Annotated in this window: 23 protein-coding genes; 10 read left to right on the forward strand and 13 right to left on the reverse strand. The window is 53.9% G+C overall.

Going from position 1 to position 23,485, the window contains the following annotated elements; all coding sequences use genetic code 11:
• Positions 1–89 precede the first annotated feature (89 nt).
• The 6 genes from ACTJJA_RS05265 (at position 90) to ACTJJA_RS05290 (ending at position 4,712) form a co-directional block, all read left to right on the forward strand.
• Positions 90–647: a recombinase family protein gene (locus tag ACTJJA_RS05265; RefSeq protein ID WP_440667696.1), complete on the forward strand. Its 558-nt coding sequence runs from the start codon at positions 90–92 to the stop codon at positions 645–647.
• A gap of 172 nt (positions 648–819) precedes the next feature.
• The gene (locus ACTJJA_RS05270; protein ID WP_440666583.1) at positions 820–1,239 is read left to right on the forward strand and encodes a translesion error-prone DNA polymerase V autoproteolytic subunit; all 420 of its coding nucleotides are present in this window, start codon (positions 820–822) and stop codon (positions 1,237–1,239) included.
• 2 nt (positions 1,240–1,241) lie between these two features.
• Positions 1,242–2,513: a Y-family DNA polymerase gene (locus ACTJJA_RS05275; RefSeq protein WP_440666585.1), complete on the forward strand. Its 1,272-nt coding sequence runs from the start codon at positions 1,242–1,244 to the stop codon at positions 2,511–2,513.
• Positions 2,514–2,799: 286 nt separating this feature from the next.
• Positions 2,800–3,165 (forward strand): MarR family winged helix-turn-helix transcriptional regulator, encoded by a 366-nt coding sequence (locus tag ACTJJA_RS05280; protein WP_440666587.1) that lies wholly within the window; start codon positions 2,800–2,802, stop codon positions 3,163–3,165.
• Between the two features lie 30 nt (positions 3,166–3,195).
• On the forward strand, positions 3,196–3,930 hold the full coding sequence (locus ACTJJA_RS05285) for an NADPH-dependent F420 reductase (protein WP_440666589.1): 735 nt from the start codon (positions 3,196–3,198) through the stop codon (positions 3,928–3,930).
• Between the two features lie 17 nt (positions 3,931–3,947).
• Complete coding sequence (locus ACTJJA_RS05290; protein ID WP_440666591.1) at positions 3,948–4,712, forward strand: NADPH-dependent F420 reductase; 765 nt, start codon at positions 3,948–3,950, stop codon at positions 4,710–4,712.
• A gap of 92 nt (positions 4,713–4,804) precedes the next feature.
• Here ACTJJA_RS05290 and ACTJJA_RS05295 read toward each other — a convergent pair whose 3' ends face one another.
• From ACTJJA_RS05295 to rstA, 4 genes are all read right to left on the reverse strand, one after another.
• Complete coding sequence (locus tag ACTJJA_RS05295; protein ID WP_440666593.1) at positions 4,805–5,476, reverse strand: SOS response-associated peptidase; 672 nt, start codon at positions 5,474–5,476, stop codon at positions 4,805–4,807.
• Between the two features lie 89 nt (positions 5,477–5,565).
• Positions 5,566–6,021, reverse strand: coding sequence for a hypothetical protein (locus ACTJJA_RS05300; protein ID WP_440666595.1), 456 nt, complete (start codon positions 6,019–6,021; stop codon positions 5,566–5,568).
• A 483-nt stretch (positions 6,022–6,504) separates the two neighbouring features.
• Positions 6,505–6,765, reverse strand: a complete 261-nt coding sequence (locus ACTJJA_RS05305) for a hypothetical protein (protein ID WP_420986444.1) — start codon at positions 6,763–6,765, stop codon at positions 6,505–6,507.
• A 252-nt stretch (positions 6,766–7,017) separates the two neighbouring features.
• Positions 7,018–7,734 (reverse strand): two-component system response regulator RstA, encoded by a 717-nt coding sequence (gene rstA, locus ACTJJA_RS05310; RefSeq protein ID WP_010430424.1) that lies wholly within the window; start codon positions 7,732–7,734, stop codon positions 7,018–7,020.
• Positions 7,735–7,862: 128 nt separating this feature from the next.
• Between rstA and ACTJJA_RS05315 the strand changes: the two genes are divergently transcribed.
• On the forward strand, positions 7,863–8,198 hold the full coding sequence (locus ACTJJA_RS05315; protein ID WP_100166886.1) for a GlpM family protein: 336 nt from the start codon (positions 7,863–7,865) through the stop codon (positions 8,196–8,198).
• On the opposite strand, the gene folM is transcribed toward ACTJJA_RS05315, so the two are convergent.
• The 3 genes from folM to ydgH all read right to left on the reverse strand — a co-directional run bounded on the left by folM (position 8,195) and on the right by ydgH (position 11,469).
• A complete protein-coding gene (gene folM / locus ACTJJA_RS05320; protein WP_440666597.1) occupies positions 8,195–8,917 on the reverse strand; it encodes a dihydromonapterin reductase in 723 nt (240 codons plus the stop codon). The genes ACTJJA_RS05315 and folM overlap by 4 nt on opposite strands.
• A gap of 39 nt (positions 8,918–8,956) precedes the next feature.
• Complete coding sequence (locus tag ACTJJA_RS05325) at positions 8,957–10,339, reverse strand: amino acid permease (RefSeq protein WP_089599555.1); 1,383 nt, start codon at positions 10,337–10,339, stop codon at positions 8,957–8,959.
• A 185-nt stretch (positions 10,340–10,524) separates the two neighbouring features.
• A complete protein-coding gene (gene ydgH / locus ACTJJA_RS05330) occupies positions 10,525–11,469 on the reverse strand; it encodes a DUF1471 family protein YdgH (protein WP_010430434.1) in 945 nt (314 codons plus the stop codon).
• A 535-nt stretch (positions 11,470–12,004) separates the two neighbouring features.
• Here ydgH and pntA point away from each other — a divergent pair.
• Together pntA and pntB are read left to right on the forward strand one after the other, a co-directional pair.
• A complete protein-coding gene (pntA, locus tag ACTJJA_RS05335) occupies positions 12,005–13,534 on the forward strand; it encodes a Re/Si-specific NAD(P)(+) transhydrogenase subunit alpha (RefSeq protein ID WP_010430436.1) in 1,530 nt (509 codons plus the stop codon).
• A gap of 10 nt (positions 13,535–13,544) precedes the next feature.
• The gene (pntB, locus tag ACTJJA_RS05340; RefSeq protein ID WP_010430438.1) at positions 13,545–14,933 is read left to right on the forward strand and encodes a Re/Si-specific NAD(P)(+) transhydrogenase subunit beta; all 1,389 of its coding nucleotides are present in this window, start codon (positions 13,545–13,547) and stop codon (positions 14,931–14,933) included.
• 120 nt (positions 14,934–15,053) lie between these two features.
• Here pntB and uspE read toward each other — a convergent pair whose 3' ends face one another.
• The 6 genes from uspE to ACTJJA_RS05370 all read right to left on the reverse strand — a co-directional run bounded on the left by uspE (position 15,054) and on the right by ACTJJA_RS05370 (position 22,214).
• The gene (gene uspE, locus ACTJJA_RS05345) at positions 15,054–16,004 is read right to left on the reverse strand and encodes a universal stress protein UspE (RefSeq protein ID WP_010430440.1); all 951 of its coding nucleotides are present in this window, start codon (positions 16,002–16,004) and stop codon (positions 15,054–15,056) included.
• A gap of 429 nt (positions 16,005–16,433) precedes the next feature.
• Positions 16,434–17,186, reverse strand: coding sequence for a fumarate/nitrate reduction transcriptional regulator Fnr (gene fnr / locus ACTJJA_RS05350; RefSeq protein ID WP_006174991.1), 753 nt, complete (start codon positions 17,184–17,186; stop codon positions 16,434–16,436).
• A gap of 183 nt (positions 17,187–17,369) precedes the next feature.
• The gene (gene ogt / locus ACTJJA_RS05355) at positions 17,370–17,885 is read right to left on the reverse strand and encodes a methylated-DNA--[protein]-cysteine S-methyltransferase (protein ID WP_440666601.1); all 516 of its coding nucleotides are present in this window, start codon (positions 17,883–17,885) and stop codon (positions 17,370–17,372) included.
• 10 nt (positions 17,886–17,895) lie between these two features.
• Positions 17,896–19,422, reverse strand: a complete 1,527-nt coding sequence (gene abgT, locus ACTJJA_RS05360) for a p-aminobenzoyl-glutamate transporter (protein ID WP_440666603.1) — start codon at positions 19,420–19,422, stop codon at positions 17,896–17,898.
• Between the two features lie 36 nt (positions 19,423–19,458).
• Positions 19,459–20,904 carry a M20 family metallopeptidase gene (locus ACTJJA_RS05365; RefSeq protein WP_440666605.1) on the reverse strand — a complete coding sequence of 482 codons (1,446 nt, stop codon included), beginning with the start codon at positions 20,902–20,904 and terminating at the stop codon, positions 19,459–19,461.
• Entirely contained in the window at positions 20,904–22,214 is a 1,311-nt protein-coding gene (locus ACTJJA_RS05370) for a M20 family metallo-hydrolase (RefSeq protein WP_440666607.1), read from the reverse strand. The genes ACTJJA_RS05365 and ACTJJA_RS05370 overlap by 1 nt, the downstream gene beginning before the upstream one ends.
• A 175-nt stretch (positions 22,215–22,389) precedes the next feature.
• Between ACTJJA_RS05370 and ACTJJA_RS05375 the strand changes: the two genes are divergently transcribed.
• Complete coding sequence (locus ACTJJA_RS05375) at positions 22,390–23,301, forward strand: LysR family transcriptional regulator (RefSeq protein WP_440666609.1); 912 nt, start codon at positions 22,390–22,392, stop codon at positions 23,299–23,301.
• Positions 23,302–23,485 lie beyond the last annotated feature (184 nt).

Raw genomic sequence — 23,485 nt, forward strand, 5'->3', positions numbered from 1 at the left:
TTCCCAAACCGACGTTTTATAGATTGCTCTTGAGCGGCCTGGCCGATAACTTCACCTAATTTTTTTGCAGAAATAACTGGGTGAAAAATATGCAAATTGGCTATGTAAGGGTGTCAACAAATGACCAAAATACAGATCTTCAGCGACAAGCGCTCGAACGCGCAGGATGTGAGCAGATTTTCGAAGAAAAAATGAGCGGAACAGTGGCAAACCGGCCAGCACTTAAAAAGCTTCTCAAGGCATTGAATGAGGGGGATACGCTGGTGGTCTGGAAGCTGGATCGCCTTGGACGCAGCATGCGTAATCTTGTGCTGCTGGTTGACGAACTCCGCCAGCGCGGTATCCACTTTAAGAGCCTCACTGACAGTATCGATACCTCCAGCCCGATGGGGCGCTTCATCTTTCATATCATGTCAGCCCTGGCGGAAATGGAGAGGGAGTTGATTGTAGAACGCACCCGGGCAGGCCTGGCTGCAGCTCGTGAGAAAGGGCGAATCGGCGGCAGGCGTCCGAAGCTTACCCCGGAGCAATGGGACCAGGCGGGCCGATTGATTGCGAACGGTCTGGACAGGAAGCAGGTAGCGATAATTTATGACGTTGCCGTATGCACGCTTTATAAAAAATTTCCCGCTTCAAAGTCGGCTTAATTTTGCTCACATAGAATTGCGGCCATAAAATTTACAAAACTCATAATTCGAAATGAGAGAGAAACTTAGAAACGAAACGGCGAAGCTTTAAGCAGTGACGGTAGGGCCTGTATCTTGCGGACACTTACAAATAAAACTACTGTATATAAAAACAGTATTCGAGGTGTGTGCAATGGAATTCATCAGGCCAACAGAACTGCGAGAAATTATCGCTCTTCCGCTTTTCAGTGACTTAGTACAGTGTGGTTTCCCCAGCCCTGCAGCTGATTACGTTGAACAGCGTATCGATCTCAATGAGTTACTTGTTGCTCACCCGAGCTCAACATACTTCGTTAAAGCCGCAGGTGATTCAATGATCGAAGCCGGGATCAGCGACGGTGATCTGCTGGTGGTGGACAGCTCACGCAATGCTGAGCATGGTGACATTGTCATCGCCGCGGTGGAAGGAGAGTTCACTGTTAAGCGCCTGCAGCTGCGCCCGACCGTGCAACTCAATCCTATGAACAGCGCTTACTCGCCGATTATTGTCGGCAGTGAGGACACGCTTGATGTTTTCGGTGTTGTAACTTTCATCGTTAAATCTGCGAGCTGAATATGTTTGCGCTCTGTGATGTAAATTCTTTCTACGCATCATGCGAGACGGTGTTTCGGCCCGATTTGAAAGGTCGGCCAGTGGTTGTTCTCTCGAATAATGACGGCTGCGTAATCGCGCGCAGCGCCGAGGCCAAAGCCGCCGGAATTACCATGGGAGAGCCTTTCTTTAAGCAAAAGGATCTATTCCGGCGCGCTGGTGTTGTTTGCTTCAGCAGTAATTACGAGCTCTATGCTGACATGTCCAACCGGGTGATGACAACGTTGGAGGAAATGAGCCCGCGCGTCGAAATTTACAGTATTGATGAAGCTTTTTGTGACTTGACTGGTGTTCGAAATTGTCGTGACCTGACAGACTTCGGGAAAGAGATCCGCGCTACAGTTCTGAAGCGTACGCACCTGACGGTCGGTGTTGGCATTGCCCAGACAAAGACACTGGCGAAGCTCGCAAACCATGCCGCTAAAAAATGGCAGCGGCAAACAGGCGGGGTAGTGGACCTATCCAATCTCGATCGCCAGCGCCGACTGCTTGCTCTGGTTCCGGTGGAGGACGTCTGGGGCGTCGGCAGGCGCATCAGTAAGAAGCTGAAAGCCATGGGCATCGAAACGGCTCTCGACCTCTCAGAGCAGAGTACGTGGATTATTCGAAAGCACTTCAATGTCGTCCTGGAGCGAACTGTCCGGGAACTGCGCGGCGAACCATGTCTGGATCTGGAGGAGTTTGCGCCGGCAAAGCAGGAAATCGTCTGCAGCCGGTCATTCGGCGAACGCGTTACTGAGTATGAACAGATGCGCCAGGCTATCTGCAGCTATGCCGCCCGTGGTGCTGAAAAACTGCGGGGTGAACATCAGTATTGCCGGTTTATCTCTGCATTCGTGAAGACGTCCCCCTTCGCACTTAACGAGCCGTATTACGGCAACAGTGCCTCAATGAAGCTTCTCACCCCCACTCAGGATTCCCGCGACATCATCAATACCGCGGTAAAGTGCCTGGAAAAAATCTGGAAGGACGGTCACCGGTACCAGAAGGCAGGAATCATGCTCGGGGATTTTTTCAGCCAGGGAGTGGCCCAGCTCAACTTGTTCGATGAAAATGCGCCGCGGGCCGGTAGTGTTAAGCTGATGGAGGTTCTGGATCAACTCAATGCGAGAGATGGCAGAGGAACGCTCTACTTTGCCGGGCAGGGTGGTATTCAGCAACAGTGGCAAATGAAGCGAGAAATGCTGTCGCCTCGATATACGACGAGATATTCAGATTTACTTAGAGTCCGATAAATTTTCCTAATGGCTTGGTCCGCTGTGTGCCAGAAGCGGACCTGTTTGAATAGCCCAGAACGATAGTACCCGTCAGTCTGGAGACTTCTCAGCCTGCTTTGTTGTCATTGTCATACCGCACGAATTACTCATTCATCACTCTTTAACTGATTAAAAGTTTGTTATATGGTTTTATCTAGTGCGCTATATAATCATCTACAAGATAATGGATTGGCATATGAGCATGCAGTCACGACAGGAAATAGGGACACAACTTTCGTTTGCCCTCTATGGTGCGGCGAGCCGCATGAACCGGTTACATAAGCCGTTGCTGGACCCGCTGGGGCTAACCTTTCCCCAGTATCTGGTCATGCTGGAGCTGTTTAACGGAACCCCACGCACCGTGGGTGATATCGGGAATAAGCTCGGCATGGATACCGGCACCATTACCCCCCTTCTCAAACGGCTTGAGGCTGCCGGACGCATAGTTCGCATGCGGGATCGCGCTGACGAAAGGCGAGTCCTCATTACTCTTACGGATGACGGGCTCGCTTTGCAAAGCGAGCTGTGGCGCGTAACCGAAAAAATCAAATCAGCCTGTCAGTTATCGGATGCGAAGCTCGAGGAGTTACGAGATACCCTCAATAACTTTGCCCATCCCGCTGATAACTGATCATCCTCCACTCAGACAAAAGGTACTGGTATGAAAATAGGCATTATTGGCGCTGGAAACATTGGTGCGACTCTGGCACATAAGCTCTCTGTGCAGGGCCATGAGGTCAAACTGGCTAACTCAAGGGGACCGGAAACAATTGCAGAGTTGGCGCGAAGAGCAGGGGCACTGGCGGTTGAGCGTCAGGAAGCCGTACGAGATGTGGATGTCATCATCCTCTCTACGCCCTTTGATAAGCATGCTGAACTGGCTGAACTCTTGCGTGATGTTCCGGAGAGCGTGATCGTCATTGATACGTCTAACTACTATCCCTTCCGCGACGGGGACATTGAAGAGATCCGTGAAGGCAAACCTGAAAGCGTGTACGCCAGTGAAATAGTCAAACGCCCTCTTGTCAAAGCCTGGAACGCTGTTCTGGCCGAGACGCTTAAAGATAAAGGGCTGGTTGCCGGTTCATCCTCACGTATCGCTATTCCGGTTGCCGGCGACAGTACGGCAGCAAAATCTGTTGCACTTGAACTGGTCAGTCAGACCGGTTTCGATGCAGTTGATGCCGGTACGCTTAGCGAATCATGGCGGCAACAGCCCGGCACGCCAGCCTACTGTACTGAGCTAAAAACCGGAGAGCTTGAAGCAGCCCTTAAGGCAGCGGATAAAACTCGCGCTCCACTAAACAGAGATGCGTTGATCAAGGAGTTTATGTCTGCAGGCGAACAACTCACTCATGATGCCATCGTTAAACGTAACCGCGCAGTAACGGCTTGAGTCAAAAAGGGGATGTTATGATTAATCATGAAAAGTACCGGATTGCTGTTCTGGGAACCGGCCATATCGGTAAAACGCTTGCTCGCAGTCTCGCCTCTGCCGGTCACTCCGTTAAGGTCGCTAATTCACGTGGGCCTGAAACGATAGCCCCCGACGTGCTTGAAACGGGCGCTGAAGCAGCTGATGCAGTCAGTGCAATACAGGATGCACAAGTTGTCATCCTGTCCATACCTATGGCAAAGGTTGCGGATATCGCGCCTCTGATCAGGACATTACCCAGTCATGTTATCGTTGCTGACACGTCGAACTATTACCCACATCGCGACGGAATCATCGATGGGTTCTCAGATGGTCAGGTCGAAAGCGCGTGGGTAGCGCATCTCCTGAACCGTCCACTGGTGAAGGCCTGGAATGCAATAGGTTCAGATTCTCTCGCTACAAAAGGTAAAGCAGAGGGTACAGCAGGACGTATTTCAATTCCGGTGGCAGGGAATATCGTAGAGCACAAAAAATTGATTATGCGTCTTGTCAGTGATACGGGGTTCGACGCCTTCGATGCAGGTACAGTTGAGGAGTCATGGCGTCAACAACCAGGTGCACCTTGCTACTGTACTGACCTCACATTTGATGAAATGAAGTCAGCGATCGCCGCAACGGAAAAAACACGGCTGCCTGCGCGTCGGGATATTGCTGTTCAGGCAATTCAGGAGCGAATGGGCGATAAGCAATCCAATCCGACTGCAGATTATATTGTTCGATTACACCGGGCTCTTTTTATGTAATCCGTAAGCCATATTTCATTTATCGATGTATGAGCGAAAATGCAAACATCTGCTCTTCGCTCATTTCGGACGTGCCAGCTCTCTTGTACCTTTTATCGTGCTGCCTTGATTAGCTCCGGCCCCTGATTCTTCACATTACCCACGGCGCGCGTCACGGCGTGCCAGATAAACTTGTCGGTTGGCACAGCGCCGTCGGTCGCTATCTCTTGAGCTTCTTTCCCGCCAACGTCCTGACGCATCCATTCCCTTGCTGCTACTGCTGACAAAACCAGTGGCCGGCGGTCATGAATATCCACCAGGCCTTTGTCAGCTGCAGACGTCACTATCAGGAAACCTTCCGATTCATCGCCGCGCTCGAACGGCGTGCTGCCGATTGCAGCCATGAAAATAGGCTGACCGTCTGCCCGGTGAATGAAGTAGGGCTGTTTCTTGTCGCCTTCTTTCTTCCATTCAAACCACCCATCGGCAAAGCAGATCGCTCGGCCATGTTCCCACAAAGGTTTAAACATTCGACTCGTGGCCGCAGTTTCGACGCGCGCGTTAATCAGTGGCGGCTTATCCCACCACCCGGGCGCATAGCCCCAGAATACCGGATCGAGGTGTAATTGCTCGTCGCGTTCGCTCAGCAGCAGGACTTTAGTACCTGGCGCCACGTTGTACCGGCCAATAGGTTCCGGGTCGTATGCGATGTCGCGATCGGCTTCATCGGCCAGGTATGTCAGATATTCTTCACGGGTTTGGGATTGTGCAAAACGACCACACATCGGGCACCTCCAGTTGTCAGACTGAAAGTATAGGCACACATAAGCACACTAAATGGGGACGAATGTATTGCCTGCCTATCTACCTACAGTTAAAGCATTGGTTTAACGATCGCTTTATTGAAAATTCCTGTTTCAATAACTTCACTGTGAAGGCTGTGAGGGACGATAACTGGAATTTTTATACTAGGATAAAGTTGAGTAAGAGCGAGGGTTCTGTGCCGACCATCCATAATTCGGAATGGCGAGGTCATCTCCGGATACTCGACAATACCGTTGGCAATGTAGCTTTTAACTTTGTGCCAGCGAATTGGGTCGATGTTAAATGCCTCATCCCCCATGCTTTCCAGAATTTTTAACCCATCGGCGAAAATGATGCATCCACCCTCTTGAGCAAACACAGGAGGCAGAATGAAACGAATGTCGCTGAACTTAGGGTAGACAAACGGTTCATCATCTTTTGGGATGTCGTCAAAGGATCCAAATCTGAATTTACCGAGGTGAGAGTGGAGGAGTTCCTCCGGAAGGCGAGAGAATAATTGTTTCATAGAAGTCCTTCTCAAATGTCATAAGGGGAGTGAAGTCATACCATGCAAATACGCAGTAATCAAAAAATAGCGCACGCCGATTAAGTCATACAACTCATCCACGGTGATTATGCGGTTGGGAGTTGGGGGCAGTAAAGCAGGAGGTTTAAAAACGTTGAAACGTGCTCGCAAATCAGCTAGTCGAATCAGAATTTTGGGGGCAAATTTAGGGGCATTTTTAATGAAGGGACACCGATAGGGGCACAAAAAAGCCCGTGTATGTCCGTAGATGTCCGTAAAACGTTTTGGGCTAACTCGTTGATAGTATAATAAATATATCTATTTCAAAGGATTGCGAATTTTCTACACACTAAAACTGCACAAACAGCTTTTTCATTGGATCTCACCGAAAAAACAATACATGCAGAATATACATGAAAAACCCACGGTGATTTCATGTCTCTTTAGCGTGTGGAAAGCATCATCTCTGTCGGGCAGAGCGCATTACATCGCGCGCGCACTTCTTTTTACCTTGGCGATGAGTGTTTCCGTTACGGCCAGGCCTTCCGCAATATGCATATCAATCACGGCAGTCCCAAATTCGTTAATTAAATCCAGGAGTATTTCGTAAGACTGGATGAGTTCAAGGAGGTCAAAGAGCGCTTTTTGATCTGCGCGTGAGGGGGAGGAATGGCTAAGCGCTGCCTGATTAACAATCCATTCAAGATTGGTTTTGATGGCTTCTACCTGATTGTAGCTATACATATTTCATGGGCTTAAATCCTCATTTCAAGATTTTATGGGAGAGCTAGCGTGAGAACTTCACGGTGAAAAAGTGTCTGTATATAGACGGGGCGGTACTGGCTACAGAAAGGATGGGTGAAGATTTAATTATGGGATAGTTCGCGTGCTTAGCAAGTTAATTGTTGCGCCAACGGATAAATAAAAGCGCGAAGGCGAGGGCATCGCTGTGTAATGCCTTCATTTCGCGCATGTTATGCTAATCGGATAACGGAATCAGGTTTCCCAGGCGTGCGGGGCGAACAGATACCCCTTATTACGCACGGTTTTAATGCGGTATGGCTCGGTGGCATTATCCTGCAGTTTTTTACGCAGGCGCGAAATCGCGACGTCTACGCTGCGGTCCATTCCATCATAGCTGACGCCGCGCAGGTTTTTCAGCAGGGCATCGCGATCCATGATTTGCCCCGCATGCGTTGCCAGCTCCCACAGCAGGTCAAAGTCTGCGGTGGAGAGAGCGATAAGCTCCCCAGAGAGCAGTACCTGGCGGTTAATGGGATCAATAGACAGCGTACCGAAGCGCATCGCTTTGTGCGGCGTCAGAGACGGTGCGGGCGTTTCGCGTTCGCTGCTGGCGCGCTGACGCAAATGAAGCCTCAGCCGGGCCAGCAGAACGGCTGGCGGCGTGGTTTTGAGAATGTAGTCGTTAGCGCCCATTTCCAGCGACAGAATATGGTTCATGTCGCTGTCCAGAGAGGTCAACAGCACGATAGGCCCTTCCCACCGGGCGCGCAGGTCACGGCAGAGCGTCATGCCATCTTTACCGGGCAGCATGATGTCCAGCAGCACCAGATCCGGGTTTTCGCGTAGCACAACCTCTTCAGCACGATCGCCGCGAGGCTCAACGATGACGTCCATATCGTGTTTACCCAGATAAGCGGCGATCAATTGTCCCACTTCGGGTTCATCTTCTACATAAACAATCTTATTCATACTGCGTCTGTTATCGCGAAAAAAGCCAACATACACCGCACAACCTTAACCTTCCATTAATCTTTCAAAATTAACGCCAGTTCCGTTATTCTGCCTCATATTGTTTCTTGATTGTTATGGCAAAAATGATGGGGCTGCTGATTAAAGCCGCGCTGGGTGCGCTGGTGGTGCTGTTGATTGGGGGGCTGGCGAAAACGAAGAATTACTACATTGCCGGGTTGATTCCGCTTTTTCCGACCTTTGCGCTCATTGCGCACTACATTGTAGCGTCCGAGCGTGGCATTGAAGCGCTGCGGGCCACCATTGTGTTCGGAATGTGGTCCATCATCCCGTATTTTCTCTACCTGCTGTCGCTGTGGTACTTCACCGGTTTTATGCGGCTTCCGCTGGCGCTGGGCGGGGCAGTGGTCTGCTGGAGCCTCAGCGCCTGGGTATTGATCTTCTTCTGGAGCCGCTTTCACTAGCGAAGCGGGCGTCCTCCGTCCACGGAGAAGGTCCTGCCCGTAACGTAGCAGCTGGTGAGCAGATAATCGATAAGGTCGATCACCTCTTTCTCGCCCGGGGCGATTTTCATCAGTGATTTATTCAGCGCCTGCTGGCGATACTCTGCGTCATCGTGTTCGTTAAACAATATCATCGCCGGGGCGATGGCGTTCACTTTGACCTCGGGGGCCAGCTTGCGGGCAAACGAGCGCGTCATGTTATCCAGCGCAGCCTTGCTGGCTGCATAAGCGATGTGCTTGTCGCTGCCGCGCTCCACCACATAATCGGTGAAATGAATAATGTCACCCGCGGCATGCCCGTGGCCACGCAGAAGGTCTTGCAATGCATGGTTCAGCAAATAGGGCGCATTGACGTGGATTTGCAGCATGCAGGAGAGCGTTTCGCTCAGCGGCGTCGCAGGCGTTTCGGCCTGCCAGGCGCTGGCGTTATGAATAATGGCGCGCAGCCCGGGGGTGGTGGCCTTCACCTTTTCAGCAAAGGCAAGAATCCCTTCATCGGTTGAAAAATCGGCCTGAATACAGATCGCGCCGGCTTTACGCAATCCCTCAATCGAAGGGTATTCACTGCGGTAGCTGACGATAACCGGATGGCGAAGGTTGAGAAAGTGATGGGCAAGGGCGAGGCCGATACGGCGGCCTCCACCGGTGATCAATATTGGGCGTTGCTGTGCATTTCCCATCGTATTCTCCTTTTCAGTTCAACAATGGGAAAGGCGATGCTATCCCATTAACATCCACGTGGCCGGTACGGCAGCAATCAGTAACAACCCGATCGCGGCCATTTCACGGCGCTTGAGGGCGTTCTCCAGCTGATGCGTGCGACGTGCATAGATAAACACCAGCAGACCCGGCGCATACAACACCACCGACAGCAGCAGATGCATAGGCCCGGAAGCATACAACAACCACAGACCGTAAATACAGGCGCCGACACCGACAATGTAATGCGCCGGGCGCGTCGCGATTTTTAACAGATACGCACCCACTAAGAAATAGGGTACCAGAATCATTTCAGAGGCGATGGTCAACAGGGTGTTATAGTCCGAACCTGTGAGCCAGATCAGCACCAGACAGACCTGTACGCTGATGTTGGTGAGCCAGAGTGAGGCCGACGGCGCATTGTTTTTATTCTGGCGAGCAAACAGGCGAGGAAACGCCTTGTGCGTGGCGGCCAGGAACGGTACTTCTGCCGCCATAATGGTCCAGCTCAGGTAAGCGCCGCAGACGGAAACGATAAGCCCCGCAGCAATCACCACATCTCCCCACGGGCCGAGCATTTTCACCATCAGCCCAGCCATTGATGGATTACGCATTTCTGCCAGTTCAGGGCGCGCCACCACGCCCAGCGACAGCAGCGTCACCAGCAGATAGACCCCCAGCGCCGCCAGCACGGCCAACAGCGTGGCGCGGCCGACATCGCGCTTATTACGCGCCCGGGCCGAAACCACGACGGCACCCTCAACGCCGATGAACACCCACAGGGTGATCAGCATGGTATTTTTGACCTGCTCCCAGACGGGCACACCCAGCGCGATACCGGTGAAGTCGAGCTTAAAGACGTCAAGACGAAACGCAATAAATGCCAGCACGACAAACAGGCCAAGCGGGACCAGTTTAGCCAGCGTCGCGACCAGGTTGATGCTCGCCGCCGTCTGGACACCGCGTAATACCAGCCAGTGCACCACCCACAGCAGTACTGATGCCCCGACAATGGATTGCCAGGTATTGCCGTCGCCAAACAGGCGGAGCTCAGGGGTATCGGTAAAGAAACTGAGCGCCGAGAAGACAATCACCAGGTAGGAGACGTTAGCGATCACCGCACAAAGCCAGTAGCCCCATGCGGAGCAGAAGCCAATCAGCTCCCCGAAGCCTTCGCGGGCATAGGTGAAAATGCCGCCATCCAGATCGGGGCGAATGCGGGTGAGCAGCAGCATGGCAAATGCCAGCAGCAGGATCCCGACGCCGGTGATCGCCCAGCCAATAATTAACGCTGCAGGGCTTGCGACTGCCGCCATGTTCTGCGGCAAACTGAATACACCCGCACCCAGCATTGAGCTTAAAACGAGTGCAGTTAATGCACTCAGGCCAAGTTTCTTTTCCATTGGCTTCCTGTTATGAAAGGTCCAAATCCAGAATAATTATTTCGCACGGGCGCATAAAAATGGTGGATCACACTAAGGCGCGGGATTTTACGGAGTGTCAGGAAAGCATGCAATGATGTGTGGCCGAAATTAGAAAAAAAGTAACAAAAAAGGCGGCATTACGCCGCCTCGGATCAACCGTTTTGTTACTTATACAGATCGGCGCTGATGGTCATGTTGTTACCACGTTCCTGCCACTGGCGGGTGATGTGGTAGTACTTCGCACCTTTCTTCGCCGCGCGTTTCGCGACCTGATAAGAGACTTCCGTTCCGTTGCCGTAGTTGCCGGTAAACTTGATGCTGTCGAACGGTACCATCTGCGCGGCAGTGGCGTTGTTCAGCTCTTCAATTTTGGTTCCATCCGGCAGGGTGACGGAATAGCGTCCACCTTTGGTGGTTTGCGTTTCAAAGAAACGGCCCACTTCAGCGCTTGGCGCTGCAGAGGTCGCGACGCCCGGGATCTCAACTTTCTTCGCTTCTTCACCGCCTTTTGCTAACGCCGCACGTCCCGCATCGGAATCAGCAGGGATAGCGTCCGGGCTTTGCAGAACGCGTTTTTTCGCATCTTCTTTATAGATGAACGCGGTAATACGCTGGTTGCCGCCCTGGTTAGCATCCACCTGACGCACGATATAGAAAGAGTAAGCCCCTTTCTGTTTCGCGGCTTTGGTGATGGCATCGTTCACTTCAGGCTGGCTGCGGTAGAAGCCCTGAACGGTAACGGTGTCATACGGCTCAAGCGCAATCGCCTGATCTTTTGGCAGCTCAACGATGCCGTTAATCACGCGGTTTTTCTGTTCATCCGCTTTCGGCGCATTTTCTTTGTACAGCGCAATGGTGACGCGCTGGTTGCCGCTGTTGCCCTGATCGGACTGATCGAGCACATAAAACGAAGCCGCGCCTTTTTTATCAGCGGCTTTTGACGCGGCGGCAACGCCGTCGCCAATGGAGTTGTAGCGACCCACAATGACCGTCTGGTCAAAAGGTTTTAACGCTGCCGCTTGCTCCGGCGTTAACTCTGTCGCGGCATTCGCAGACAGGGCGGTCGCGGAAAGAAGTGCGGACGCCAGGAGTGTGTTCTTAAGCTTCATAAAAATAATCCTTCGCCTTGCGCAAACCATGTACTGGTATTGTTGTTAATTTGAGACGGTCCCGATTATGGCATTTAAATCCCGTCGCTGTCTGCGCCATTTTTCACAGCCTGTGCTCAGCGCGTGACTCGATTCGATAACATTTAGTGATATGTTGAAAAAACAGACGTTTGACAAGTAAAACTGATAAAGCTTATGACTTTTACAAGTTAATTTAATGTTAATAAGTTGTTCTGTTATGGCGCTATATCATGTTTTTGCCGCTTCGCTTGCGCTATTTATCGGTCACAGCGATGAATTTAAGGTAAATATCTCTGTCAGCGATGCCGATCGCTTATTTTTCACAGATAAAGTAAGAAATAGTGTTTTTGGACGGTAGATAACGGGCGTTATTTTCAGTAGGTTATAGAAAGTTTGTTACTGTTTTATTTTCCGGGGTGGATCATTTTTCGTCGTTATGTGGATGGCGAAATCTGCGACCGACCGCGGGCAATTATCGACAAACCATCATCAAAAACCGATGGAAGGGAAAACTATGCGTATTGGGGTACCAAAAGAACGGTTAGCCAATGAAACCCGTGTAGCGGCAACACCGAAAACGGTGGAGCAACTGCTCAAACTGGGTTTTACCGTCGCGGTTGAAAGCGGCGCGGGCAAACTGGCCAGTTTCGATGACGAGGCCTTTATCCAGGCCGGTGCGGAAGTGGTCGAAGGGGCAGAGGTCTGGCAATCGCCGATCATTCTGAAGGTCAACGCACCGGAAGAGAACGAGATTGCGCTGCTGAACGCGGGCACGACGCTGGTGAGCTTCGTCTGGCCTGCACAAAATCCAGAGCTGATGGAGAAGCTGGCAGCCCGTGGCGTCACCGTGATGGCGATGGACTCGGTGCCGCGCATTTCGCGCGCCCAGTCTCTGGATGCGCTGAGCTCCATGGCGAACATCGCGGGCTACCGCGCTATCGTTGAAGCGGCTCACGAGTTTGGTCGTTTCTTTACCGGTCAGATCACCGCGGCGGGTAAAGTACCGCCAGCGAAAGTGATGGTGATTGGTGCGGGCGTGGCCGGTCTTGCTGCGATTGGAGCGGCAAATAGCCTGGGCGCTATCGTCCGTGCTTTTGATACCCGTCCGGAAGTGAAGGAGCAGGTCCAGAGTATGGGCGCCGAGTTCCTTGAGCTGGACTTCAAGGAAGAAGCTGGCAGCGGTGATGGTTACGCGAAGGTAATGTCCGAAGCCTTTATCAAAGCCGAAATGGAACTCTTCGCCGCGCAGGCGAAAGAGGTCGACATCATCGTCACCACGGCACTGATTCCGGGCAAACCGGCACCTAAGCTGATCACCCGCGAGATGGTCGATTCCATGCAGCCGGGCAGCGTGATTGTCGATCTGGCCGCGCAGAACGGCGGTAACTGCGAATATACCGTGCCGAATCAGGTGACCACGACCGCTAACGGTGTGAAGGTCATTGGTTATACCGATCTGCCGGGTCGTCTGCCAACCCAGTCTTCACAGCTGTACGGCACTAACCTCGTCAACCTGCTGAAGCTGCTCTGCAAAGAGAAAGATGGCAACATCACCGTTGATTTTGACGACGTGGTTGTCCGTGGCGTCACCGTGGTCCGTGAAGGTGAAATCACCTGGCCCGCACCGCCTATTCAGGTTTCCGCGCAGCCTCAGGCGGCACCAAAAGCCGCGCCAGAGCCAAAAGAACCCGCTAAACCGGCTTCCCCGTGGCGCAAATACGCGATCATGGCGCTGGTGATTATTCTCTTCGGCTGGCTGGCTGACGTCGCACCAAAAGAGTTCCTTGGTCACTTCACCGTCTTCGCGCTCTCCTGCGTCGTAGGCTATTACGTGGTGTGGAACGTCTCCCATGCGCTGCATACGCCGCTGATGTCGGTGACCAACGCCATCTCCGGGATTATCGTGGTCGGGGCGTTGCTGCAGATTGGTCACGGCGGCTGGATCAGCTTCCTGAGCTTTGTCGCGGTACTGATCGCCAGTATCAATATTTTCGGTGGTTTCACCGTGACTCAGCGCATGCTGAAAATGTTTCGTAAAGGCTAAGGGGTAGCATATGTCTGGAGGATTAGTGACAGCTGCATACATTGTTGCTGCAATCCTGTTTATTTTCAGTCTGGCGGGACTTTCCAAACACGAAACGTCTCAGCAGGGGAATAACTTTGGTATTGCCGGGATGGCAATTGCGCTGATTGCCACCATCTTCGGGCCGGACACCGGCAACGTGGCGTGGATCCTGGTGGCGATGATCATCGGTGGCGCAATTGGTATTCGCCTGGCAAAACGCGTTGAAATGACCGAGATGCCGGAGCTGGTTGCGATTCTGCACAGCTTCGTGGGTCTGGCGGCGGTGCTGGTGGGCTTCAACAGCTATCTGTATCACGAACCGGGCCTGGAACCGATCCTGGTGAACATTCACCTGACGGAAGTGTTCCTCGGTATCTTTATCGGTGCGGTGACCTTCACCGGTTCGATTGTGGCGTTCGGTAAGCTGCGCGGGAAAATTTCCTCTAAGCCGCTGATGCTGCCAAACCGTCACAAGCTGAACCTGGCGGCGCTGGTGGTCTCATTTGTGCTGCTGGTGGTCTTCGTGCGTACCGAAAGCGTAGGCCTGCAGGTGCTGGCGTTGCTGGTGATGACCATCATTGCGCTGGCGTTCGGCTGGCACCTGGTGGCGTCCATCGGTGGTGCGGATATGCCAGTGGTTGTCTCGATGCTGAACTCCTACTCCGGTTGGGCGGCAGCGGCGGCAGGCTTTATGCTGAGCAACGACCTGCTGATCGTCACCGGTGCGCTGGTGGGTTCTTCGGGTGCGATCCTGTCTTACATCATGTGTAAGGCGATGAACCGTTCGTTCATCAGCGTGATTGCCGGTGGCTTTGGTTCTGACGGCTCTTCGACCGGTTCCGATGAGGAAGTGGGTGAGCACCGGGAAATCAGCGCGGAAGACACTGCGGATATGCTGAAAAACTCGCATTCCGTGATCATCACCCCGGGCTACGGCATGGCGGTGGCGCAGGCGCAGTATCCGGTTGCGGAAATCACCGAGAAGCTGCGCGCGCGCGGTATCAAGGTTCGCTTTGGTATCCACCCGGTGGCAGGTCGTCTGCCAGGCCACATGAACGTGCTGCTGGCGGAGGCGAAAGTGCCTTACGACATCGTGCTGGAAATGGACGAGATCAACGATGATTTCGCTGACACCGACACCGTGCTGGTCATCGGCGCTAACGACACCGTTAACCCGGCGGCGCAGGACGATCCGCGTAGCCCAATCGCTGGTATGCCGGTTCTGGAAGTGTGGAAAGCACAGAACGTGATTGTGTTTAAACGCTCCATGAATACCGGCTATGCAGGCGTTCAGAACCCGCTGTTCTTCAAAGAGAACACTCACATGCTGTTTGGCGACGCTAAAGCCAGCGTGGATGCGATTCTGAAAGCGCTGTAAGTTGCGTTGAAACGAAAAAACCGCCGAATCCGGCGGTTTTTTTATTGCCGGGTGACGCTTACGCTTACCCGGCCTACGGTTTTGTAGGCCCGGCAAGCTTGCGCCGCCGGGCGTTACGGGTTAATCGTCTTCCGGGTCATCCAACTCAACCGGCGTCTGGAACTCATCCGGCTTAATGACCAGCAGGTCGCAGCGCAGATGGTCGATCACCTGTTCGGCGGTATTGCCGAGGAACGCGGCTGAAATACCGGTGCGCCCGATGGTTCCCAGTACCACAATCCCCGCCTGCAGATGTTCCGCTAAATCCGGGATCACCTCTTCAGGCAGACCTTTTTCAACGTGCGTCATTTTCTCATCAATGCTGAATTTTTGGCGCAGCGCTTTCATCGCCAGCAGGTGCTGTCCGCGGATCGCGTCGTTATAGACGCTTGGGTCAAATTCAGGCAGCTCAATGGCAATGTTAATCGGCGTGACCGGATACGCGCCCACAAGATGCACTTCGGTGTGATTGACCTGTTCGGCAAGCTGGATGGTTTCCTTCACCAGCTTCTCGTTCAGCGAATTGTGGTAATCCTCTTCGCTCGCGAGGTTTACTGCCACGACGGCTTTCCCGCCCTCAGGCCACGGCTGGTCTTTTACCATCCAGACCGGACAAGGACATTTACGCAGCAGATGCCAGTCGGTAGGGGTGAAGATCACGGATTCCAGCTTGTCATGCTGGTGCGCCATTTTCAGCAGCAGGTCGTGCCCACCGGCGACAACTTCCTGGATAATGGCTTCGAAAGGTCGGTTATGCCAGACCACTTTGATATCAATAGGAACACCCGCTTCCAGGTAATATTTCGCCTGTTCACGGATCCACGCGGTACGCTGGCCGATCACGCCCTGACGCATCGCGGTGCGCTCGTCAGGGGACAGAAGGGTGGTCATCTCATACGAGAAGTCATAGATCGGCAAAAACGCTTTGATTTTGCCACCAATCCGTTGATGTAAATACACAGCACGTCGTAATGCTGGCTGATCGTCCTGATTCGGATCGATAGCTACCAGCATGTTTTGATACTTGGCCATACAGGTCTCCTTACTACTGTCACCACAGTCTGTAATTAAAAGAGTAACCTATATATCTTGAATGAAACAGGGGGAGGTTTTGTCAGATCAATAAATCATGCAAATTTATCAAAGAAGCAGAACGGTCACCGTCACGGCGATAAACGCAATCAACAGCAGCACCATCACCGCTATCGCAAAGGTCGTTGAATCCTGCACATAGGTCTTTTCCTCTCCCTTCATAGGGCCGACAAGCATGATCCAGATGAATATGAAGGTGATTGAGGCAATAACGACTGAAACGAAAAATAAACTTTCTCTCAAATCATAACCTCAACGGGAACGTGCCAGGCGCAGACCGGGGAGTGGGAGCGGTTGAAAAGGACAATGTAAAATGCCAGTCCCGTCATCACGAAAATGTACGAAACTGGCATAAATCATTCGGGGATGTTATGCGACGTTGCGGGCGTGCCCGGCGAGAACCGCCAGCGCTTCACCATTTTCGATGGTGATGTACTTACCTTTAACCGCCAGCATGCCGCTTTTCTGGAAACGTCCCAGCAGACGGCTGATGGTCTCAACGGTCAGGCCCAGGTAGTTACCGATATCGCCACGCGTCATCGTCAGACGGAATTCACGCGGGGAGAAACCACGTTCCGCGAAGCGGCGGGAGAGGTTGTAGATAAATGCGGCCAGGCGCTCTTCTGCATTCTTTTTGGAAAGCAGCAGGATCATGTCCTGATCGCCTTTGATCTCACCGCTCATCAGACGCATCATCTGCTGACGCAGGTTAGGCATCTTACCGGACAGATCGTCCAGCGTTTCAAACGGAATTTCGCAAACCATTGAGGTTTCAAGCGCCTGAGCAAAGCTCGGGTGATGACCCGTGCCGATAGCATCAAAGCCCACCAGGTCGCCCGCCAGATGGAAGCCGGTGATCTGCTCATCACCCTGTTCGGTAATGGTGTAGCTCTTGATGGTGCCAGAACGGATAGCATAGAGCGATTTCAGTTCGTCTCCCGCTTTAAACAGCGTCTGCCCTTTCTGAATAGGCTTTTTACGCTCGATGATATTATCAAGCTGATCGAGTTCATGCTCATTCAGGGTAAACGGGATACAGAGCTGGCTGATGCTGCAATCCTGGCAATGGATAGCACAACCGCCAGACTGAATGCGTCGTATAATTCGCTTTTCCGGGATCATAGGTTTGCTCAAGCCTTAATTGATATTGGTCAATTTTAACATCTTTTTGGTAAGTACGTAAGCCTGGCAAACCCTCAATAAGGACAAGTGGCGACATTGTGTCGCCATCTTCTTGAAATTCCACAAATTGCTTATGGATTTTTACCCTAACCGGAAGAAAATGAAGCACAAAAAGCCTGGGATCTAGAGCAAGAGATACCCTTCGTGACGCAGTAACCACTCTTTTCGCTGCACGCCACCGGCATAGCCCGTCATGGTGCCGTTGCGGCCAATCACGCGGTGGCAGGGCACCACGATGCTGACCGGGTTGGAGCCGTTTGCTGCTCCCACTGCGCGCGCCGCGCCCGCACGGCCTAACCGCTCTGCTAGCTGACCATAATGCATGACCTGCCCGCACGGAATCGACCGCAGGGCCTGCCATACGTCGCGCTGAAAAGGCGTGCCTGCCGTGGCGGTTGGCAGAGTATCAATGATGCTGAGATCGCCCTCGAAGTACGCCGCAAGCTTGTCGCTCAGCCCACCCGGATTGGTGGCGCTGATACGCTCAAAACCCTCAGCGCGATAATGAATGTTCAGCAGTTCTTCCATGCGGTCGCTATGCTCTTCCCATTCGACGGCGCGCAGATTGAACGCCTCATCAGCGATAATCCACAGCGGCCCCAGCGGCGTCGCAATCTTATCTTCGAGTAATCTCAGCATCCTCATTCCTTTAGTTCAGCCTCGGGTATATTCCCGGTCCAATCGGCAGGCCGACAAGATACCACGCCACCAACATCACCAGCCATACCCCTAAAAAGATAAGCGGATAAGGCAAGACGAGCGAATAGTAGGTACCCAGTTTGGCCTCCGGTTTATAGCGCTGCAGGAAGCCTAAAAACAGCGGAACAAACGGTGAAACCGGCGCCAGCGGAATGACCGAGGAGTCTGCGATACGGAACAGGATCTGCGCAAAAGCCGGGTGGAAACCCAACATCATAAACATCGGCACGAAGATCGGCGCCAGAATCGACCAGATGGCGGACCCGCTGGCGATAAACATGCACAGCAGCGATGAAAGCAGCGCCAGGCCGACAAACGCCGGCACGCCGCTTAACCCGGCCGCCTCCAGCGCGTCGGTCAGGCCCACGGCCATAAACTTGCCCATGTTGCTCCAGTTAAACATCGCCACGAACTGCGCCAGCGGGAATACCATCACGATAAAGCCTGCCATCTCCTTCATCGGCTCGATCATCAGCTGCGGCAGATCGCCCTGACGGCGGATTTTGCCGGTGGCGATACCGTAGGCGAGCGAGACGACAAAGAAGAAGAGGATAATCAGCGGCACGATGCCCTGAATAAACGGCGACGGCAGGACGGTATGTTTAACCGGATCGCGCAATATGCCGTTTTCCGGCACCACCATCAGCGCCACCAGCGCGATAAAGGCCAGCGAGACCAGGCCAGCTACGCGCAGGCCGAAGCGCTGCTCTTTGCTCAGGGTTTCCAGCTTTTCATCGCTACGGCCCTCCCATTTACCCAGCCGCGGCTCGATGATCTTATCGGTAATCAGCCCGCCAACAATCGTCAGGACAATCACCGAGCTGGCCATAAAGTACCAGTTGTCGATCACGCTGACGTGCATTGCCGTATCGATGGTTTTCGCCGCCTCCGTGCTAATGCCCGAGAGCAGCACGTCGGTGGTGACGATCAGCAGGTTAGCGGTAAATCCGCAGCCCACGCCCGCAATCGCCGACAGCAGGCCCGCCACGGGATGACGCCCGACGGCGAGGAAAATCAGCGCCCCCATCGGCGGCATGATCACCAGCGCGGCGTCGGAGGAGATATGGCTGAAGAAGGCGATAAACAGCACCATATAGCTCGCGTAGCACGCGCTGACGTGGGAAGCCATCTTCACCATTAACGCGGGCAGCAAGCCCACGCGTTCCGCCAGCCCGGCACCCAGCACCAGCGCCAGAATGGCGCCCAGCGGGGCGAAACCGCTGAAGTTCTTAATCACGTTGGGTAAAAACCAGTGCAGCCCGTCAACGCTGAGCAGGTTTTTCACCGCCACCAGGCTGCCGTCAGCCGGACTGCGCACGCTCACGTCAAAGGCGGAGAGTACGGCGGTGGCGACCATCAAAATCAAAATCAGATAGATAAAAAGCAGGAAAGGGTGCGGCACTTTATTGCCGATCCTCTCAACCCAGCCATAGAGCTTACCGGATGGGGAAGGCGAAGGTATGGATGACATACTCATGGGCGTTCCTCGGGAGTGTTGTTGTGTTGTGTTTTTTTATTTTAAAGGTGACGGTGTCACGCCCTGTGGGATCGGACACACGTACGGTTTTTCTTGTAATTGTTGTTCGAACTCTTCACGGCATTTTTTCAGCAGCGCTGCGTCCTGCAGCAGATTGAGCGCGGTCGCACCCATCACTTTTCCCGCCAGCAGCATGCCTTTGTGGGCAATGGAGGTACGCCCCTGCGCCACCAGTTGCCAGGTGTGCAGCGGCGTGCCGACGGTAAAGCAGGGGCTGAAGCACTGGGCGACCGGCATTTTCCAGCTGACGTCGCCCACGTCGGTTGAACCCGCCAGCACGTTGTCGGTGATGGCATAGGGGGCGACTTCATCCACCAGCAGCGTCTCCTGATGACGACGGGCAAAGGCTTTCCCCGCGTCGCCACCCGTTGCGGCAATATTTTTCAGGCTGTTCTGCAGATCGTTGGGCGTCAGCGTGGCGCGGATCTCGCGGGCGAAGGCGCGTTCTTCCTCCGTCCAGAGCGGCGTGCCGTAGTGCTGCAGGGCGCGATACATCGCCGCCTCGAGCGAGCGGTTTGGCAGATAGCTTGAGCAAGCTTTATCAAAGCGACACTCGACGGTGGTTTCGGTCATCATCGCCGCGCCCTGGGCGATTTTCTCGATGCGTTCGTAGATTTGCTGCGCATCGGCCATCTCCGGGGCGCGGATCAGGTACAGCACCTCAGCCTGCGCCTGCACCACGTTGGGTGAAATCCCGCCGGTATCGGTAATGGCATAATGGACGCGCGCTTTTTCAATGATGTGTTCGTTGAGGAAGTTGGTGCCGGTGGTCATCAGCGTCACGGCGTCCAGTGCGCTGCGTCCCAGATGGGGTGAGTTGGCCGCATGCGCCGCCACGCCGTGAAAACGCCAGGCGGCCTGAATATTCGCCAGCGTGCTGACGTTAAACATCCCGGCGAAGGCTTCCGGATGCCAGGTGACGGCGGCATCAACGTCATCAAACAGACCTTCGCGCACCATAAAGGTTTTCCCGGAACCGCCTTCCTCGCCGGGACAGCCATAAAAACGCACCGTTCCGCTGCCGCCGTGCTCCTCCAGCCAGCTTTTCACCGCCACCGCGCCCGCCAGCGCCGCGGTGCCTAAGAGGTTATGCCCGCAGCCGTGGCCGTTGGCCCCCGGCGTGGCGGATTGCGCCGTCGCGCAGTGCGCCTGCTGGCTTAACCCGGCCAGCGCGTCGTATTCGCCCAGCAGGGCGATAACCGGTTTCCCGCTGCCAAAGCTGGCGATAAAGGCATTAGGAATACCGCCAGCCTCGCGCGTCAGCGTGAAGCCCTCGGCCTCCAGCTCGCTGGCGAGCCGTTCGGCGGACCAGAACTCTTCAAAGCGGGTTTCAGGGCGATCCCAGATCGCGTCGGCAATATCGGTTAACGTCCGACATCGCGTGTCGATCGCATCGGCAATAAAAGCGTAGTTCTCCTGCATTACACACCTCGCGTCCACGGGAAATTGAGCGCAGTTCGCGCCAGCGTTTCAATGGCGATGGCCATGACCTGCTCATCGAAGTCGAATTTTTCGTTGTGATGTCCGGCGCTCAAATTGGTGCCAAACACCATATAGGACGCCATGCCGCCGTTCTCCTGCACGCGGGCCATCATTAGCGTGGCGTCTTCAGAGCCTGCTGGCGCCTTCACCTTATCGATGGCGTGAACAACCCCGGAAACCTGGCTCGCCTGTTCGCGCAGATAATCCACCCACGCCGGTGTCGGCGCGCTGGATGTCGCGGCACCCATCAGGCGCATCTCGGCGCGCACGCCGTAGAGCGCCGCTGCGCCGGTAATGACCGCCTGCGCGCGTTCAAAGACATACTGATTAATGGCTTCGGTTTCGCCGCGCGTTTCAACCTTGATCAGGGCATTGGCGGGCACCACGTTGCGTCCGCTGCCCGCCTGCATCACGCCGACGTTCACCCGGGAGGCGCCTTCGCTGTGCGGGGCAATGCTGTGCAGGGCGAGGGCGGCCTGCGCGGCGGCGAGCAGAGCGTTACGTCCGTCCTCCGGTTTACCGCCCGCGTGTGCGGCCACGCCGGTAAAGTTCACGTCGAACTTGGTGGTGGCCATAAAGTTATCGCTGCCGCAAATCACCGTTCCGGCAGGGACGCCGGTACCAATATGGATGGCCGTGAAATAGTCCACGTCGTCCAGCGCCCCGGCGGCAACCATGGCGCGCGCGCCGCGGGTGCCTTCTTCGGCAGGCTGGAAGATCAGCTTGAGGGTGCCGCTGAGCTGCGCTTCATTCTGCTTAAGCACCTGCGCCAGCCCCAGACCAATAGTGGTATGGCCGTCGTGCGCGCAGGCGTGCATCATCCCCGCGTTGCAGGAGGCAAACCCGTCGCGGAACGGGCGATGGCTTTCATCCAGCGCTTCGCTTAAATCAAGGGCATCCATGTCGACGCGAAACGCCAGGGTTGGACCAGGACGCCCGGTATTGAGGGTCGCCACAATGCCGGTAAACCCGCCTTCAAACGGCGCCAGCCATTTCTCAGTCGCGCCTTGCGCCCGTGCGCGGTCAAACTCATGCGCCAGGGTAGCGGCATCGGGCAACCCCATCCGGCTTTCGGCATCCACCACGTCACGACCCATCGCCAGTTCGTAACCCAGCGAGTCCAGGATTTCCGCGACTTTCGCGGCGGTACGAAACTCTACCCAGCCGGATTCCGCGAAATGGTGAAAATCACGACGCCATGCGCTCAGCTGCGGGGATAATGCCTGGATGTACTGCGCCAGTGTGTTCATATCTGTTCCTGTCATCATTAAAATATGTGAACTGCTTCACGCTGTGATAGTTTTTACTTATCACTAACCGATTTTTCACAGTTTTAACCGTTCAGGAATTACCCTCGCACATCCCTTTCCATTAAAGTAGATGACAGTTTCTTTACTCTGATAAACAACGGTTATCGATCGGGCTATGACATTCCAGATTAAATTTCATCAAATCCGGGCGTTTGTTGAAGTCGCGCGTCAGGGCAGCATTCGCGGTGCCAGCAGGACGCTGAATCTTTCGCAACCGGCGCTGACCAAATCCATCAAAGAGCTGGAGGAGGGCATAGCGGCGCAGCTATTCGTGCGCAGGAGTAAGGGCGTCGCGTTGACCGAATGCGGTGAGGGCTTTTACCAGCGCGCCAGGTTGATTCTGGAAGAGCTGCGTGCGGCACAGGATGATATCCGTCAGCGGCAGGGCGAACTGGCCGGGCAGATCAACATCGGAATGGGGGCCAGCGTTTCACGAAGCCTCATGCCCGCCGTCATCACCCGTTTTCATGCGCAACATCCGCAGGTCAAGGTGCGAATTATGGAAGGGCAACTGGTGTCGATGATCAATGAATTACGCCAGGGTGAGCTGGATTTCACCATCAATACCTATTATCAGGGGCCTTACGACCATGAATTTACCTTTGAAAAGCTCTTTGAAAAACCGTTTGCAGTATTTTGTCGGGAGGGGCATCCGGCGACGGGGGAAACCTCTATTAATGAACTTTTGCATTATAACTGGACAATGCCGACGCCGCGGGGAAGCTATTATAAGCAATTAGAAGAGGTATTTAGTCACCGCTCGCAAATACCGCGAATTGGTGTCGTCTGCGAAACCTTTTCTTCCTGCATTAGTCTTGTCGCGCAAAGTGATTTTTTAAGCATATTGCCGCAGGAGCTAGGCTGTGACCCGCTGCTGGCGCACCGTCTGGTCATGCTGCCGGTCGTTGAGTCGCTTCCTAAAGCAACCTATTATTTAATTCAGCGCCGTGATTCACGTCAGACGCCCCTTGCCGAATCATTAATTACGCAATTCAGAAGGGAAGCGAGAAAAATAGTCGTTGCGTGAAATACATATTATAAAAAAACAGGATCTGCCCGACATCAGACAGACCCTATAGTACACACAGCAGTGCATCCTTTCGCCAGTCCTGAGTATTATATCCATGAGGCAGGTATATTTAGGTATAACATCTTTCCCGAAAAATGAAAGGCAGGCGAGTGATTGATTTTCTAAAAATTTAACGCAAATC

This window comes from Enterobacter sp. 22452 (assembly GCF_052045065.1).
GTDB classification, from domain to species: Bacteria; Pseudomonadota; Gammaproteobacteria; order Enterobacterales; family Enterobacteriaceae; genus Enterobacter; species Enterobacter mori.

Excerpts from the sequence above, each read along its gene's own strand:
- ACTJJA_RS05265 (WP_440667696.1), top strand. The coding sequence starts at position 90 with ATGCAAATTGGCTATGTAAGGGTGTCAACAAATGACCAAAATACAGAT.
- ACTJJA_RS05270 (WP_440666583.1), top strand. The coding sequence starts at position 820 with ATGGAATTCATCAGGCCAACAGAACTGCGAGAAATTATCGCTCTTCCG.
- ACTJJA_RS05275 (WP_440666585.1), top strand. The coding sequence starts at position 1,242 with ATGTTTGCGCTCTGTGATGTAAATTCTTTCTACGCATCATGCGAGACG.
- ACTJJA_RS05280 (WP_440666587.1), top strand. The coding sequence starts at position 2,800 with ATGAACCGGTTACATAAGCCGTTGCTGGACCCGCTGGGGCTAACCTTT.
- ACTJJA_RS05285 (WP_440666589.1), top strand. The coding sequence starts at position 3,196 with ATGAAAATAGGCATTATTGGCGCTGGAAACATTGGTGCGACTCTGGCA.
- ACTJJA_RS05290 (WP_440666591.1), top strand. The coding sequence starts at position 3,948 with ATGATTAATCATGAAAAGTACCGGATTGCTGTTCTGGGAACCGGCCAT.
- ACTJJA_RS05295 (WP_440666593.1), bottom strand. The coding sequence starts at position 5,476 with ATGTGTGGTCGTTTTGCACAATCCCAAACCCGTGAAGAATATCTGACA.
- ACTJJA_RS05300 (WP_440666595.1), bottom strand. The coding sequence starts at position 6,021 with ATGAAACAATTATTCTCTCGCCTTCCGGAGGAACTCCTCCACTCTCAC.
- ACTJJA_RS05305 (WP_420986444.1), bottom strand. The coding sequence starts at position 6,765 with ATGTATAGCTACAATCAGGTAGAAGCCATCAAAACCAATCTTGAATGG.
- rstA (WP_010430424.1), bottom strand. The coding sequence starts at position 7,734 with ATGAATAAGATTGTTTATGTAGAAGATGAACCCGAAGTGGGACAATTG.
- ACTJJA_RS05315 (WP_100166886.1), top strand. The coding sequence starts at position 7,863 with ATGGGGCTGCTGATTAAAGCCGCGCTGGGTGCGCTGGTGGTGCTGTTG.
- folM (WP_440666597.1), bottom strand. The coding sequence starts at position 8,917 with ATGGGAAATGCACAGCAACGCCCAATATTGATCACCGGTGGAGGCCGC.
- ACTJJA_RS05325 (WP_089599555.1), bottom strand. The coding sequence starts at position 10,339 with ATGGAAAAGAAACTTGGCCTGAGTGCATTAACTGCACTCGTTTTAAGC.
- ydgH (WP_010430434.1), bottom strand. The coding sequence starts at position 11,469 with ATGAAGCTTAAGAACACACTCCTGGCGTCCGCACTTCTTTCCGCGACC.
- pntA (WP_010430436.1), top strand. The coding sequence starts at position 12,005 with ATGCGTATTGGGGTACCAAAAGAACGGTTAGCCAATGAAACCCGTGTA.
- pntB (WP_010430438.1), top strand. The coding sequence starts at position 13,545 with ATGTCTGGAGGATTAGTGACAGCTGCATACATTGTTGCTGCAATCCTG.
- uspE (WP_010430440.1), bottom strand. The coding sequence starts at position 16,004 with ATGGCCAAGTATCAAAACATGCTGGTAGCTATCGATCCGAATCAGGAC.
- fnr (WP_006174991.1), bottom strand. The coding sequence starts at position 17,186 with ATGATCCCGGAAAAGCGAATTATACGACGCATTCAGTCTGGCGGTTGT.
- ogt (WP_440666601.1), bottom strand. The coding sequence starts at position 17,885 with ATGCTGAGATTACTCGAAGATAAGATTGCGACGCCGCTGGGGCCGCTG.
- abgT (WP_440666603.1), bottom strand. The coding sequence starts at position 19,422 with ATGAGTATGTCATCCATACCTTCGCCTTCCCCATCCGGTAAGCTCTAT.
- ACTJJA_RS05365 (WP_440666605.1), bottom strand. The coding sequence starts at position 20,904 with ATGCAGGAGAACTACGCTTTTATTGCCGATGCGATCGACACGCGATGT.
- ACTJJA_RS05370 (WP_440666607.1), bottom strand. The coding sequence starts at position 22,214 with ATGAACACACTGGCGCAGTACATCCAGGCATTATCCCCGCAGCTGAGC.
- ACTJJA_RS05375 (WP_440666609.1), top strand. The coding sequence starts at position 22,390 with ATGACATTCCAGATTAAATTTCATCAAATCCGGGCGTTTGTTGAAGTC.